Below are 14,638 nucleotides of genomic sequence, written 5' to 3' on the forward strand. Positions count from 1 at the left end.
CGCGCGCGCTAATCGCCGACCCGCGGGGGCTGGCGTTATTGCGATTGTTATTGGCGCACACGAAAGTCATGGGGTGATCTTAACCCGCCTCTGCGCCGCTGCGCAACGGTTGCGCCAGCAACCGTTCCACCAGCGCCAGGTAAAGCGCCGGCAGGCGCTCCAGGTCCGCGACCGCCACGTGTTCGTCGACCTTGTGGATGCTGGCGTTGACCGGCCCGATCTCGATGCACTGCGCGCCCAGCGGCGCGATGAAGCGAGCATCCGAGGTGCCGCCACCGGTGCTTTCCTCGGGCGGCGCACCGGCGAATTCCCCGAGCACGGCGCGCGCGGCCGCACGCAACGGGCCTTCCGGGGTATGGAACGGTTCGCCGCCGCGATGCCACCGGATCACGAAATCCAGGCCGTATTCGCGCAGGATGGTCTCGCACTCCGCTTCCAGCTGCACCGCGGTCCAGTTCGGGTTGTAGCGCAGGTTGAACAGCACCTGCAGCTCGCCCGGGATCACGTTGTTGGCGCCGGTACCCGCGTGGATGTTGGACATCTGCAGGCTGGTCGGCGGGAAGCTTTCGTAGCCCGCGTCCCACTGCTTCCACGCCAGTTCGGCCAGCGCCGCCAGCGACTGGTGGATCGGGTTGCGCGCCTTTTCCGGATAGGCCACGTGGCCCTGGATGCCCTTCACCGTCAGCGTGGCGGACAGCGTGCCGCGACGACCGACGCGCAGCAGGTCGCCAAGCGTCGATTTCGACGACGGTTCGCCGGTGATGCACCAGTCGATGCGCTGGCCGCGCTCGCGGAAGGTGTCGGCGACCTTGCGCACGCCGTCGATGGCATCGCCCTCCTCGTCCGAGGTCAGCAACAACGCCACCGTCCCCGCATGGTCCGGATGCGCGGCAACGAAGGCCTCCAGGGCAACGACGAACGCAGCCACGCTGCCCTTCATGTCCGCTGCGCCGCGTCCGTACAGCACGCCGTTGCGCACTTCGGGCACGAACGGATCGCTGGCCCAATCCCCGTGCGGCCCTGGTGGCACCACATCGGTATGCCCGAGAAGCACCAGCACCGGCCCGTCGCCGCTGCCATGCGTCGCCCACAGGTTGTCGACCTCGCCGAAGCGCAGGTGTTCGCAGGCGAACCCGGCACACTGCAAGCGCTGCGCGATCAGCTGCTGGCAGCCTGCATCGTCCGGGGTGATCGACGGCCGGGCGATCAATTCCTGGGTCAACGCCAACACGTCGCTCATGGCCGCATCCTCACTCGGCGAACAGTTTCTTGTACTGGGTGTCCTTGAAGCCGAGCACCACACGGCCGTCCGGGAACACCAGCACCGGACGCTTCACCAGCGCCGGATATTCCTTCAGCAGCATCAGGTACTCGGGCTTGGAGCCCGGCGATTTCTTGTTCGGCAACAGGTTGCGCCAGGTGGTGCTGGCCTTGTTCAGTAGCGCGTCGAAGCCGCCGAGCTGTTCGGCCCAGGCGCTCAGCATCTCCGGGGCGACCGGGTTGCTGCGGTAATCGATAAAAGTGAACGGCCGCTCGATGCGCTTCAGCCAGTTCTGCGCCTTTTTGCAGGTGTCGCAGTTCGGCAGGCCGTAGAGGGTCAGGCTCATTCCACGGCTCCGCGCAGCAGTTCGTTGACCGAGGTCTTGCCGCGGGTCTTTTCGTCGACCTGCTTGACGATCACCGCGCAGTACAGCGAATGCGTGCCGTCGGCCGAAGGCAGCGACCCGGACACCACCACCGATCCGGCCGGCACGCGGCCATAGCCGATTTCGCCGGTGGCGCGGTTGTAGATGCGGGTGCTCTGGCCGATGAACACGCCCATGCCGATCACCGAGCCGCGCTCGACGATCACGCCCTCGACCACTTCCGAGCGCGCGCCGATGAAGCAGTCGTCCTCGATGATGGTGGGCGCCGCCTGCAGCGGTTCCAGCACGCCGCCGATGCCGGCGCCGCCGGAGATGTGGCAGCGCGCGCCGACCTGGGCGCAGGAGCCGACCGTGGCCCAGGTGTCGACCATGGTGCCGGGACCGACGTAGGCGCCGATGTTGACGAAGCTCGGCATCAGCACCGCGTCCTTGCCGATGAAGCTGCCGGCGCGGGCGACCGTACCCGGCACCACGCGCGCGCCCAGACGGCGGAAGTCGTCGGCGTCGTAGTTCTCGAAGCGCAGCGGCACCTTGTCCCAGAACGGATTGGCCGGTTCGCCCATCACCTGCATGTCGTGGCAGCGGAAATACAGCAGCACGGCCTTCTTCAGCCATTCGTTGACCTTCCAGCCGCCGTCGGCCGGTTCGGCCACGCGCGCGTCGCCGGATTCCAGCAGCGCGATGACGTGGTACAGGTCGGGTTTCAGGGTCTCGATGGCAGCCGCGTCGAGCGCGGCGCGGTTGTCGAAGGCGTGTTCGATGCGGAGTTTCAGTTCGGCGGTCATGGTTTCCTTCCTTGCAGATAGTCTAACAGCGCCTCGTGCAGCGAATGCAGGGCGTCGGGATCGGTGATGGCGCGGTCTTCGCGGTCGCTGAGCACGAAGATGTCCTCGGCGCGTTCGCCGAAGGTGGCGATGCGGGCGTCGTGCACGCGCACCTTGCGCTGCAGCAGCACGTAGGCGATGCCGGCCAGCAGGCCCGGGCGGTCGGCGCAGACCAGGCTCATCAGAGTGCGGCCGTCGGCGGCGGACGGGCTGAATTCGATGCGCGGCGCGATCTTGAAATGCCGCAGTCGGATCGGCAGCAGGTGTTTGGCCGGCCGGATGCTGGCCGGATCCTTCAGCGCCGCCTGCAGGGTCTGCGCCACGCGCTTGGCGTCGGGCGTGTGGCCGCCTTTCAGGGTGACGAAGTTGTCGAGGGCGTAACCGTCGATCGACAGCAGCACGCGCGCGTGCGCCACGCCCAAATCCAGGCGGTCGAGCGTGGCCATCAGGCCGGAGAAGATGCCGTCGCGGTTCGGCGTGCGCACGAACACCTCGAGCGAATCGCCGCCCGGCAGCTCACGCACCAGCACCTGGGTGTCGCCGGCGGCGGCCAGGATGCCCTGCGTCTGCCAGACCAGTTGCTCGGGCCGGTAGCGCAGGAAAGCGTCTTCGGGGAACGTATCCCACAGCGCGGCGATCACGGCTTCGTCCAGGCCGGCGTCCATCAGCGCCGCCATCGCCATATCGCGGGTGTCGGCGCGGATGTCGGCGGCGTTCAGCGGATGCTCCAGACCGACGCGCAGCACGTAGCGGGTGGCGGTGTACAGATCGGCCAGCAGCTGGTCCTTGAACGCGTTCCACAGCTTCGGGCTGGTGCCGGCGATGTCGGCGCAGGTCAGCACGTACAGGTAGTCCAGATGTTCGCGGTCGGCGACCGTACGGGCGAAGGCGTTGACCACGTCCGGATCGGAGATGTCGGATTTCTGCGCGGTCAAGGACATCAGCAGATGCTGGCGCACCAGCCACTCGACCAGCTGGGCGTCGGCGCTGGGCAGGCCGTGCGCGGCCGCGAAGCGCAGGAAGTCGTAGGCGCCGAGCTCGGCATGGTCGCCGCCGCGGCCCTTGGCGATGTCGTGGAACAGGCCGGCCAGCCAGATCAACGAAGGTTTGCGCAGACGCGGGAAGACTTCGTGCGGCAGCGCGAAGCCGTCCAACCTGCCCTGCTCGAAGCGGCGCAGGTATTCGAGCACGTTCAGCGTATGCTGGTCCACGGTATAGACATGGAACAGGTCGTATTGCATGCGCCCGGTGACCTTGCCGAACTCCGGCAGGTAACGCGCCAGCACGCCCAGACGCGCCATGCGCTGCAGGCTGAGCACGCCGTGCGGCTGGGCGACCAGCTCCATGAACGCGGCGCGTGCCGGCTCCGGTTGCTGGCCATACGGCAGGATGGTGTCGAGCGCCTCGGCCAGGCCACGGGCGGTATCGGAATGCAGGCCTTTGCAGGCATCCTGGCTGCCCCAGATCCGGAACAGGCCCAACAGCGCCGGCATGCCGAGTTCGGCGAAGCGGTTGTCGGCGGCCAACAGGTAGCCGTTCTTCAGCACATAACCGTCGGCCAGCGGCGTGATCGCCGGCTCGACGGCGAGATGCTCCTCGAAGCGCTGCAACAGGCGGTCGTTGATGCGCAGCAGGATGGCGGCGGCGCGGAAGAAGGCCTGCATCAGCTGTTCCACGGCCAGGCTCTCCGGGCTGTCGTGCAGGCCGTACAGTTCCGCCAGGCGCTTCTGGTGGTCGAACAACAGGCGCTCCTCGGGCCGCTTCACCAGCAGATGCAGACCGAAACGCAGCCGCGCCACGATGCGCCAATCGCGCAGCAGCGCGTCCCATTCGGCCTCGCCGAGCAGACCCAGCGGCACCAGGCCGGCCAACGACGGCACGCCGTACAGCTTCTTGGCCAACCAGTTCAGGGTATGGAAATCGCGCAGGCCTCCCGGACCGTCCTTCAGGTTCGGTTCCAGGTTGTCGGCGGTGTTGTGGAAGCGTGCATGCCGGCGGCGTTGCTCGTCGCGCTTGGCCTCGAAGTATTCGCGGGCGCCGTAAACCTCGGGCGATTCGATCGCCTGCTTGAGCGCGTCGTGGATTCCGGCATCGCCGGCCAATAGACGCGTCTCCAACAAGGCGGTGTAGGTCGCCACCTCGGCGCGGCTCTCGGCCAGACAGTCATCGACCGAACGCACCGCCTGGCTGAGCTTCAGGCCGCAGTCCCACAACAGCGAGAAGAAGCCAGCCACGGCCTCGGCGCGGGCCTGCTGCGCCTCCGGGGAGCCGCAGACTAGGATGTCGACGTCGGAATGCGGATACAGCTCGCCCCGGCCGTAGCCGCCGGTGGCGACCAGGACCAGCGGCACCTGTTCGCCCAAGGTCAGCGTCCAAGCGCGCACGGTCAGCGCGTCGATGATGGTGCGGTAGTGCGCGATCAAGGCCTCGACCGGTGCGCCGGCGACCAGACGTTCGGTCAACTCAAGGCGCGCTTCGGCCAGCAGGACTTTCGCGGCGGCGCTGAACTCCGGCGCCGATCCGGCGCGGCCGCAAGCCGCCAGCGCATCCGACAGCCGCGGCTCGGCCCCGTCGGTCACAGGTCGTTGTCGTCGCCCGGCAGGCGGGTGAGGATCTCCACGCCGTCGTCGGTCACCAGCACGGTGTGCTCCCACTGCGCCGACAGCGAACGGTCCTTGGTGACCACGGTCCAGCCGTCCGGCATCAGCCGGGTGTGGCGGGCGCCCTCGTTGATCATCGGCTCGATGGTGAAGGTCATGCCCTTCTCCAGACGCAGACCGGCACCCGGCTGGCCGTAGTGCAGCACCTGCGGGTCCTCGTGGTACACGCGGCCGATGCCGTGGCCGCAGTATTCGCGCACCACCGAGAAGCGCTCGGCCTCGGCCAGCGTCTGGATGGCGTGGCCGATGTCGCCCAAGGTGGCGCCCGGGCGCACGGCGCGGATGCCGGCGAACATCGCCTCGCGGGTGATTTCGACCAGACGCCGGGCCTTCACCGACGGCTCGCCGACGTAGTACATGCGGCTGGTGTCGCCGTGCCAGCCGTCCTTGATCACGGTCACGTCGATGTTGATGATGTCGCCGTCCTTGAGCACCTTGGCCGGGGACGGAATGCCGTGGCAGATGACGTTGTTGACCGAGGTACAGACCGTGGCCGGGAAGCCCTTGTAGCCGACGTTGGCCGGGATGGCCTGCTGGACCTGAACGATGTGTTCATGGCAGATGCGGTCGAGCTCGGCGGTGGTGACGCCGGGTTTGACATGCGGGGCCACGACCTGCAGCACTTCCGCGGCCAGGCGGCCGGCCACGCGCATCTTTTCGACGTCTTCGGGGGTTTTGATCGATACTTTCATCCCGCCATTATCCGATACTTGCGGCAAAATCGCACTTTCTTGTATAATTCCGGGGCTTCACCGCCCACGCCGAGCGTCAATCGGCGAATTCACACACCGGATATTCCCCCGCTTCGGGGTGCCCCTCGGGGTTCGAAGCGGCGATCCGGTGGAGGCCCAACCCCGGAACCCGACGCCTGCAGACAGGCCGGTTCCCTTTCGCGAAAAGGATTCACCATGTCCCAAGTCACCATGCGCCAGATGCTGGAAGCCGGCGTCCACTTCGGCCACCAGACCCGCTACTGGAACCCGAAAATGGGTCCGTACATCTTCGGCGCCCGCGGCAAGATCCACATCATCAACCTCGAGAAGACCATGCCGTTGTTCACCGACGCCATGAACTTCATCTCGGCCATCGCCCAAAAGCGCGGCACCATCCTGTTCGTCGGCACCAAGCGTTCGGCGCGCGAAGCCATCAAGGAAGAAGCGACCCGCTGCAACATGCCGTACATGAGCATGCGCTGGCTGGGCGGCACGCTGACCAACTTCCGCACCGTGAAGCAGTCCGTCTCGCGCCTGAAGGAGCTGGAAGCGGCCGAAACCGACGGCACCTTCGAGAAGCTGGTCAAGCACGAAGTGCTGGGCCTGCGCCGCGAACGCGACAAGCTGGAAGCCTCGCTGGGCGGCATCAAGGACATGAACCGCCTGCCGGACGCCCTGTTCGTCATCGACATCGGCCATGAGAACATCGCCATCCAGGAAGCCAAGAAGCTCGGCATCCCGGTGATCGCGGTGGTCGACACCAACTACGACCCCAACCTGGTCGACTACGCCATCCCGGGCAACGACGACGCCATCCGCGCCGTGCAGCTGTACGTCCGCGCCGCCGCCGACGCCGTGCTGGAAGGCAAGGCCGCCGCCCCGATCGTGGCTTCCGGCAACGACGAGTTCGTCGAACTGGACGCCGACGGCAACCCGGTCGGCAAAGACGACAAGAAAGGCGCCCGCCGCGCCCCGGCCAAGAAAGCCGCCCCGCGCCGCGAAAAACGCGACGCCTGAGCCGTGACCCCGGGGGTGCGCAAGCACCCCCTTCCCCATCGGCCGAGCGCCGATGCGACTCCCTGAACAATCCGAGGTCCCCAATGGAAATTACCGCTAGCCTGGTGAAAGAACTCCGCGAGCGCTCCGGCGCCGGCATGATGGAATGCAAGAAGGCGCTGTCCGAGAACAACGGCGACATCGACGCCGCGATGGAATTCCTGCGCAAGACCGGCCTGGCCAAGGCCGACAAGAAAGCCGACCGCGTCACCGCCGAAGGCCGCATCGGCATGGCCGCCGACGGCGGCAAGGCCGTGCTGGTCGAAGTCAACTCCGAAACCGATTTCGTGGCCAAGGACGAGAACTTCGTCAACTTCGTCAACGCCGTCGCCCAAGCCGCACTGGCCTCCGGCGCCGCCGACGCCGACGCCCTGAAATCCGCCCCGATGGCCGGCGGCACCGTGGAAGAAGCCCGCGCCGCGCTGATCGCCAAGGTCGGCGAGAACGTGCAGGTCCGCCGCCTGGTGCGCGTGGAATCGGCCAACAACGTCGCCGCCTACATCCACGGCGGCCGCATCGGCGTGCTGGTGGAACTGGCCGGCGGCGACAACGAACTGGCCCGCGGCATCGCCATGCACGTGGCCGCCATGAACCCGCCGTACAACAAAGCCGCCGACGTGCCGGCCGATTTCATCGCCAAAGAGAAGGAAATCGAGCTGGCGAAGATGCCGGAGAAGGACAAGAACAAGCCCGCCGACATCCTCGAGAAGATCATCGCCGGCAAGGTCAGCAAGATCGTCAACGAAGTCACCCTGTACGGCCAGCCGTACGTGCTGAACACCGACCTGAGCGTCGAAGCCGCGGTCAAGGCCGGCGGCGCCGACGTCATCGGCTTCCAGCGCCTGGTGGTCGGCGAAGGCATCGAGAAGGTGGTGGAAGACTACGCCGCCGAAGTCGCCAAGGCCATGGCGGTCTGATCCGGAAAAAGCCACCCTCGGGTGGCTTTTTTTTCGCCTGACCTCGAACAAGGAAGACACATGAGCCGAATCACCCCCTTGGATTACGCCAGCCTCCCGCATGAGGCCTACCGGGTGGCGCCGGAGAAGATGCTCGCAGGCAGCCCGGAGCAGGCTGTGCGCAACGCCTTCAGCGACCCGTCCGGCCAATTCCATGTCGGCTTCTGGGAAGCGCAGCCCGGCAAATGGCGGGTCGCCTATACCGAACACGAATACTGCGAGATCCTCGACGGCGTGATCGTGATGACCGACGACGCCGGCCACGCACGCACCGTGCGCAAAGGCGACCGCTTCACCATCGAAGCCGGCTACCGCGGCACCTGGGAAGTGCTCGAGCCGGCGCGCAAGGTCTACGTCATCTTCGAACCGAAAGCCTGAACCGCCGACCGCCTTTCCGTTAAAATACCCACCGCACACCGCCCGGAGCCCGCCATGAGCCAACTCAAATACCGCCGCATCCTGTTGAAACTGTCCGGCGAGGCCCTGATGGGCGACGGCGACTACGGCATCGACCCGGCCGTGATCAACGGCTTGGCGAAGGAAATCATCGAAGCGCAGAAAGCCGGCGCGGAGATCGGCGTGGTCATCGGCGGCGGCAACATCTTCCGCGGCGCCGGCTTGGCCGCCGGCGGCATGGACCGGGTCACCGGCGACCACATGGGCATGTTGGCCACGGTAATCAACGCCCTGGCCATGCAGGACGCGCTGGAGAAGCACGGCGTCAACGCCCGGGTGATGAGCGCGATCAAGATCAACCAGATCTGCGAGGACTATATCCGCCGCCGCGCCGTGCGCCATCTGGAGAAAGGCCGCATCACCCTGTTCGCGGCCGGCACCGGCAACCCGTTCTTCACCACCGACTCCGCCGCCGCGCTGCGCGCCACCGAGATCAACGCCGAGCTGCTGCTGAAGGCGACCAAGGTCGACGGCATCTACGATGCCGACCCGAAGAAGAACCCGGGCGCCAAGCGTTTCGACAAACTGACCTACGACGAAGTGCTCGCGCGCGACCTGCAGGTGATGGACACCGCCGCCTTCGCCCTGTGCCGCGAGAACGACATCCCGCTGCGCATCTACGACATGGGCCGCGAAGGCGCGTTGATGCGCATCCTGCAGGGCGAGGACATCGGCACCCTGGTCACCCGCTAACCATGCACGCGCATCCGCACGGCCACGGACACGGGCATGCCGGCCACGGAAACAGCCAGCATCTGTTCGCCTGGGCGATGTGGATCAACCTGGCGTATTCGGCGCTGGAGGCCGGCATCGGCATTTACAGCAATTCGCTGGCGCTGATTTCCGACGCCCTGCACAATCTGGGCGACGCCGCCGGCTTGGCTTTGGCCTGGGGCGCGGCCTGGATGGCCAGCCAACCGCCGACCGAGCGCCACACCTTCGGCTGGCGCCGCGCCACGCAGATCTCACCGCTGTTCAACGCACTGATCCTGGTCGGTTTCAGCGGCGCCCTGCTGTGGGAGGCGATTACCCGCCTGCACGCGCCGCCCGAGGTACCGGGGCTGACGGTGATGGCCGTCGCCGGGCTCGGCATCGTGGTCAACCTGGGTACCGCCGCCCTGTTCCACCGCGGCCAGCACACCGACCTGAACAAGCGCGGCGCCTACCTGCATCTGCTGGCCGACGCCGCGGTGTCGCTGGCGGCGGTCATCGCCGGCCTCGGCATCTGGTGGGCCGGCTGGCGCTGGCTCGACCCGCTGACCGCGGTGCTGGTGGCGGTGGTGATCGGCGTCGGCAGTTGGGGCCTGCTGAAGGCCAGCTTTCTGCAGGTGATGGACGCCGTTCCCGAGGGACTGGATAAAGCCGAGGTCGAACGCTGGCTGCTGGCCCTGCCCGGCGTCTCGGCCGTGCACCACGTGCATATCTGGTCGCTCGGCGCCGAGGAGATCGCGCTGACCGCGCATGTCGTGCGCGCCACCGCCGAAGGCCATGACGACTTCATCGACGCCGCCAACCACGGGCTGCACGAACGCTTCGGCATCAACCATGCCACGCTGCAGATCGAGCTCGGCGGCGCCTGCCTGCACGACCACCACGACCACGCCCCGCACCACTGAGCTTTTTCAGCGATTTTAAGCGTTTAGCGGCCGCTCGGGCTATAATTGGGCCTGTCCCGAAAACCGGAGCCACGCATGCTCAACGAAATCAAGAAAGACGCGCAGACGCGCATGGCCAAAAGCATCGACGCCCTCAAGCACGAGCTGAGCTCGCTGCGTACCGGACGCGCCAGCACCGGCCTGGTCGACAACCTGAAAGTCAATTACTACGGTACCGACACCCCGCTCAGCCAGGTCGCCACGGTCGCCATCGCCGACGCGCGCTCGATCACCATCACGCCGTGGGAGAAATCCATGGTCGGCGCGGTCGAGAAGGCCATCCTGGCCTCCAACCTCGGCTTCACCCCGAACACCCTCGGCCAGGTCATCCGCATCAACCTGCCGCCGCTGACCGAAGAACGCCGCAAGGAGCTGATCAAGCACGTGTACGCCGAAGGCGAGAACGCCAAGATTTCGGTGCGCAACATCCGCCGCGACGCCATCTCGGCGGTGAAGGATCTGCTCAAGGACAAGGCCATCTCGGAAGACGAGGCGCACCGCGCCGAGGACGAGATCCAGAAGATCACCGACAAGGCGGTCAAGGACATCGACGACGTCGCCAAGGCGAAAGAATCCGAGCTGCTGGCCGTCTGAGCCGATGGCCATGCCTACCGAGGCCGCGCGCCTGCCCCGCCACATCGCCGTCATCATGGACGGCAACGGGCGTTGGGCCGAGCGCCGCGGCAGCATCCGCAGCGTCGGCCACCGCGCCGGCGCCAAGGCGGTGCAGACCGCCATCGAATTCTGCCTCGAGCGCGGCATCGGCTGCCTGACCCTGTTCGCGTTCTCCAGCGAGAACTGGCGGCGCCCGGAAGAGGAAGTCGGCACGCTGATGAAGCTGTTCCTGCGCATGCTCGAATCGGAGATCGAGGAACTGCACCGGCGCGGCGTGCGCATCGGCTTCATCGGCCAGCGCAGCGATTTTCCGGCCGAAATCCGGGAAAAGATGGATTGGGCCGAACGCCTGACCGCCGGCAACGACACCCTGCGCCTGAACATCGCCGGTAGCTACGGCGGCCGCTGGGACATCGTCAACGCCTGCCGCCGGTTGCTCGCGGCCAATGACGGCGCGCCGCTGCGCGCCGAACAGGTCACCGAGGAAAGTCTCGGCGGATTCATGGCCCTGGCCGACCAGCCCGAGCCCGACCTGCTGATCCGCACCGGCGGCGACTGCCGCATCAGCAACTTCCTGCTCTGGCAGATGGCTTACACCGAGTTCTGGTTCACCCCGGTGCTCTGGCCGGACATCGACCGCGCCGTGCTGCAGCAGGCGCTCGACGACTACGCCGGACGCGAGCGCCGTTTCGGCCTGATCAGCGCGCAAGTGCGCGGAGAATCGGCATGAGCCATGGCGCACGGCTGAAATCGGCCCTCTGGATGATTCCGCTGGCGGTCGCGGCGGTGCTGTACCTGCCGACGCCCTGGATGGGCGCTTTGATGGCGGCGGTATTGCTGGCCGGCCTGCATGAATGGACCGGCATGGCCGGGCTGTATACGCCGCGCGGCAAGCAGCTGTATCTGCTGACCAATGCCGCGCTGATGGCGGCGCTGGCCTGGACCGACGGCCCCGGACACCGCGGTCTGTGGCTGGCCTGCCTGGCCGGCGGCGCGTTCTGGCTGTTGGCGGCGTTGTGGCTCTGGCGCTTCGATTTCCTGCGTGAGCGTTCGATCCGCAGCCGCGTCCTGAAGTTGTTGGCCGGCACCTTGGCCTGCGTCCCGGCCTGGGCCGCCCTGGTCTGGATCCACGGCAGCCCGCAAGGACCGGTCTGGACCTTGTTCGTCATCGGCCTGATCGCCGCCGCCGACAGCGGCGCCTATCTGTTCGGGGTCAATTTCGGCAAACGCAAACTGGCGCCGAACATCAGCCCGGGCAAAAGCTGGGAAGGCTTCTGGGGCGGCTTGGCCGCCACCGTCGCCTTGGCCGCGCTGTGTCTGCCGCTGTTCGATACGTCCAACGCCGGTTACGCGCGTTTCGCGCTGCTCGGACTCGCGGTCGGCATCTTCTCGGTGGTCGGCGACCTGCTGGAAAGCCTGCTGAAACGCCACGCCGGCATCAAGGACTCCAGCAGCCTGATTCCCGGCCACGGCGGCCTCTTGGACCGCCTGGACAGCATCGTGTCCGGACTGGTGGTGGCGGCCTTGGTGAAGTTCTGGCTGGGTCTATGAGACGCGTCTGCCTGTTCGGCGCGACGGGATCCATCGGCCGCTCGACCCTGGACGTGATCGACCGCCATGCGGAGCGCTTCACGGTGTCGGCGCTGTCGGCGCACACCCAGGTCGATGCCCTGCTCGAACTGTGCCGGCGTTATCGTCCCAAACAAGCCTGCATCGCGCAGGCCGATCTGCATCCGCAGCTGCGCGACGGCCTGCGCGCCGCCGGCCTCGACACCGAAGCCTTGGCCGGCGCGGAAGGACTGGACGCATTGGCCGCCGACGGCGGTTCGGATACCGTGGTCGCCGCCATCGTCGGCGCAGCCGGCGTGTCGTCCACGCTCGCCGCCGCCCGCGCCGGCAAACGCATCCTGCTGGCCAACAAGGAATCGGTGGTGCTGGCGGGGCAGTTGCTGATGCGGACCGTGCAGGCGCATGGCGCGCAACTGTTCCCGATCGACAGCGAACACAACGCCATCTTCCAATGCCTGCCGCCAAACGGCGGCAGACAGGGCGTACGCCGTCTGGTGCTGACCGCTTCCGGCGGCCCGTTCCGCGGCTACTCGCGCGCGCAGCTGGAAGCCATCACGCCCGAGCAGGCCTGCAAGCACCCGAACTGGTCGATGGGCCGCAAGATTTCGGTGGATTCCGCCAGCCTGATGAACAAGGGCCTGGAAGTGATCGAGGCGCACCACCTGTTCGACATGCCGCCCGGGCGCATCGACGTGGTGGTGCACCCGCAAAGCATCGTGCATTCGATGGTCGACTACCTCGACGGTTCGGTGATCGCCCAGATGGGCCTGCCCGACATGCGCACCGCCATCGCCTACGGCCTGTCGCATCCGGAGCGGATCGACGCCGGCGTCGGCGCGCTGGACTTGGCCGCCTTGGCCAAACTCGAGTTCGAAGCGCCCGACCGCGCCACCTTCCCCTGCCTCGACCTGGCCTACGAGGCCATCGCCCGCGGCGGCAACGCGCCGGCCGTGCTGAACGCCGCCAACGAGGTCGCGGTCGAGCGCTTCCTGGCCGGCGATCTGCCGTTCCTGGGCATACCGGACACCATCGCGCGCGTGTTGGCCGCCGTGCCATGGGAACCCGCGGCCGATTTGGCGGTCCTATTGGCCAGCGACGGCGAAGCGCGACTGCGCGCCGCCGGCCAAGCCCTCTGACCTGCGAGCCATGAACGTCATCAGCCCCGTCTTCTGGTACATCATCACCATCGGCGTTTTGGTCGCGGTACACGAATGGGGCCATTTCATCGTGGCGCGCGCCTGCGGCGTGCACGTCGAGCGCTTCTCGATCGGCTTCGGCCGCGCGTTGCTGTCGCGCACCGGCCGCAATGGCACCGAATACCGTTTGGCGCTGGTTCCGTTCGGCGGCTACGTGAAGATGCTGGACGAACGCGACGGCGACGTGCCGGCCGAGCTGCGGCCGTTCGCCTTCAACCGGCAGCCGGTCGGCCGCCGCTTCGCCATCGTCGCGGCCGGTCCGCTGGCCAACCTGATCCTGTGCATCGGCCTGCTGTGGGCCGCGTTCGGGTTGGGCGTACAGGAACTGCGGCCCTTGCTCGGCCCGGCGCACGGGCTGGCGCAGCAGGCCGGTTTCCAAGCCGGCGACGAACTGCGGGCGGTCGATGGCCGTCCGGTGCAGACCTGGAACGACGCCCTGCCGCCGCTGGCGCTGGCCGCCATCGACCGGCGTCCGATCCGCATCGACGTCGAAACCCTGGACGGCGAATCGCGTACGCGCCATCTGGCGCTGGAGCGCCTGCCGGCCGACTTCGCGCAAGGCAAGCTGCTGCAGGAAATCGGCCTCAGCCCCTACTTCGCCGCACCGGCCGCGATCGTCGGCAGCGTCGAAGCCGGCAGTCCGGCCGACGGCGTGCTGCGCCCGGGCGACCGCATCACCGCCATCGAAGGCGAGCCGGTCAAGGACTTCGGCGATGTCGCCGCGCTGTTGAAGGAACGCTCGGGCACCGGGCGCAATCTGCGCGTGGACGTCGCGCGCGGCGGTGCGGCACTGCAGTTCCTGATCGAACCGAAGGCGATGGCGGTCGGCGGCGAAACCCGCTGGCGGCTGGGCATCGCCAGCCCGGCGGCGACCCGGACCGTGCAGTATCCGTTCTGGCAAGCGCTGCCGAAAGCGATCGGCAAGACCGCCGACATGACCGCCAACAGCCTGTCGGTGATCAAGCGCCTGCTGACCGGCGCGGCCTCGATGGACAACCTGTCCGGCCCGGTCGGCATCGCGCAGGCCGCCGACCACCAGGCCGGCTGGGGTCTGGCGGCGTTCCTGTCGTTCCTGGCCGCGGTGTCGCTGGCGCTGTGCATCATGAACCTGCTGCCGATTCCGGTGCTCGACGGCGGCCATCTGCTGTATTTCGCCGTGGAATGGGCGACCGGCCGGCCGCTGTCGGAAGCCGCACAGGCCATCGGCCAGCGCATCGGCCTGCTTTTGCTGGCCGGCCTGATCGGAATGGCCATTTTCAACGATTTTTTTCGTATCATCTCCTAATCCACCC

Annotated in this window: 15 protein-coding genes; 10 read left to right on the plus strand and 5 right to left on the minus strand. The window is 67.2% G+C overall.

Annotation, left to right across the window (positions count from 1 at the left end; all coding sequences use genetic code 11):
- Positions 1-79: 79 nt before the first annotated feature.
- Genes dapE through map form a run of 5 tightly spaced genes read right to left on the minus strand, consistent with a single transcriptional unit; the run spans position 80 to position 5,822 of the window.
- Positions 80-1,240 (minus strand): succinyl-diaminopimelate desuccinylase, encoded by a 1,161-nt coding sequence (gene dapE, locus IEV56_RS01295; RefSeq protein WP_188446934.1) that lies wholly within the window; start codon positions 1,238-1,240, stop codon positions 80-82.
- 10 nt (positions 1,241-1,250) lie between these two features.
- A complete protein-coding gene (locus IEV56_RS01300) occupies positions 1,251-1,607 on the minus strand; it encodes a Spx/MgsR family RNA polymerase-binding regulatory protein (RefSeq protein ID WP_188446936.1) in 357 nt (118 codons plus the stop codon).
- Positions 1,604-2,431: a 2,3,4,5-tetrahydropyridine-2,6-dicarboxylate N-succinyltransferase gene (dapD, locus tag IEV56_RS01305; protein ID WP_188446938.1), complete on the minus strand. Its 828-nt coding sequence runs from the start codon at positions 2,429-2,431 to the stop codon at positions 1,604-1,606. Before dapD ends, IEV56_RS01300 begins: the two co-directional genes overlap by 4 nt.
- Positions 2,428-5,025, minus strand: coding sequence for a [protein-PII] uridylyltransferase (gene glnD, locus IEV56_RS01310; protein ID WP_188447957.1), 2,598 nt, complete (start codon positions 5,023-5,025; stop codon positions 2,428-2,430). Before glnD ends, dapD begins: the two co-directional genes overlap by 4 nt.
- A gap of 20 nt (positions 5,026-5,045) precedes the next feature.
- Complete coding sequence (gene map, locus IEV56_RS01315) at positions 5,046-5,822, minus strand: type I methionyl aminopeptidase (RefSeq protein ID WP_188446940.1); 777 nt, start codon at positions 5,820-5,822, stop codon at positions 5,046-5,048.
- Positions 5,823-6,038: 216 nt separating this feature from the next.
- Here map and rpsB point away from each other — a divergent pair, with 216 nt between their 5' ends.
- From rpsB to rseP, 10 genes are all read left to right on the plus strand, one after another.
- Positions 6,039-6,860: a 30S ribosomal protein S2 gene (gene rpsB / locus IEV56_RS01320; protein ID WP_188446942.1), complete on the plus strand. Its 822-nt coding sequence runs from the start codon at positions 6,039-6,041 to the stop codon at positions 6,858-6,860.
- 83 nt (positions 6,861-6,943) lie between these two features.
- Entirely contained in the window at positions 6,944-7,816 is an 873-nt protein-coding gene (gene tsf, locus IEV56_RS01325; protein ID WP_188446944.1) for a translation elongation factor Ts, read from the plus strand.
- 60 nt (positions 7,817-7,876) lie between these two features.
- Complete coding sequence (locus tag IEV56_RS01330; protein ID WP_188446946.1) at positions 7,877-8,233, plus strand: cupin domain-containing protein; 357 nt, start codon at positions 7,877-7,879, stop codon at positions 8,231-8,233.
- A gap of 54 nt (positions 8,234-8,287) precedes the next feature.
- Positions 8,288-9,004, plus strand: coding sequence for a UMP kinase (gene pyrH, locus IEV56_RS01335; RefSeq protein ID WP_188446948.1), 717 nt, complete (start codon positions 8,288-8,290; stop codon positions 9,002-9,004).
- 2 nt (positions 9,005-9,006) lie between these two features.
- Complete coding sequence (locus IEV56_RS01340; protein WP_188446950.1) at positions 9,007-9,927, plus strand: cation diffusion facilitator family transporter; 921 nt, start codon at positions 9,007-9,009, stop codon at positions 9,925-9,927.
- Between the two features lie 75 nt (positions 9,928-10,002).
- Complete coding sequence (frr, locus tag IEV56_RS01345; protein ID WP_188446952.1) at positions 10,003-10,560, plus strand: ribosome recycling factor; 558 nt, start codon at positions 10,003-10,005, stop codon at positions 10,558-10,560.
- Between the two features lie 10 nt (positions 10,561-10,570).
- Entirely contained in the window at positions 10,571-11,311 is a 741-nt protein-coding gene (gene uppS / locus IEV56_RS01350) for a polyprenyl diphosphate synthase (protein WP_188446954.1), read from the plus strand.
- Positions 11,308-12,132, plus strand: coding sequence for a phosphatidate cytidylyltransferase (locus IEV56_RS01355; protein WP_188446956.1), 825 nt, complete (start codon positions 11,308-11,310; stop codon positions 12,130-12,132). The genes uppS and IEV56_RS01355 overlap by 4 nt, the downstream gene beginning before the upstream one ends.
- Positions 12,117-13,286, plus strand: a complete 1,170-nt coding sequence (locus tag IEV56_RS01360; protein ID WP_188447959.1) for a 1-deoxy-D-xylulose-5-phosphate reductoisomerase — start codon at positions 12,117-12,119, stop codon at positions 13,284-13,286. Before IEV56_RS01355 ends, IEV56_RS01360 begins: the two co-directional genes overlap by 16 nt.
- A 10-nt stretch (positions 13,287-13,296) precedes the next feature.
- Positions 13,297-14,631, plus strand: coding sequence for an RIP metalloprotease RseP (rseP, locus tag IEV56_RS01365; RefSeq protein ID WP_188446958.1), 1,335 nt, complete (start codon positions 13,297-13,299; stop codon positions 14,629-14,631).
- Positions 14,632-14,638: the final 7 nt, after the last annotated feature.

It is taken from the genome of Arenimonas maotaiensis, assembly GCF_014638745.1.
Lineage (GTDB): Bacteria > Pseudomonadota > Gammaproteobacteria > Xanthomonadales > Xanthomonadaceae > Arenimonas > Arenimonas maotaiensis.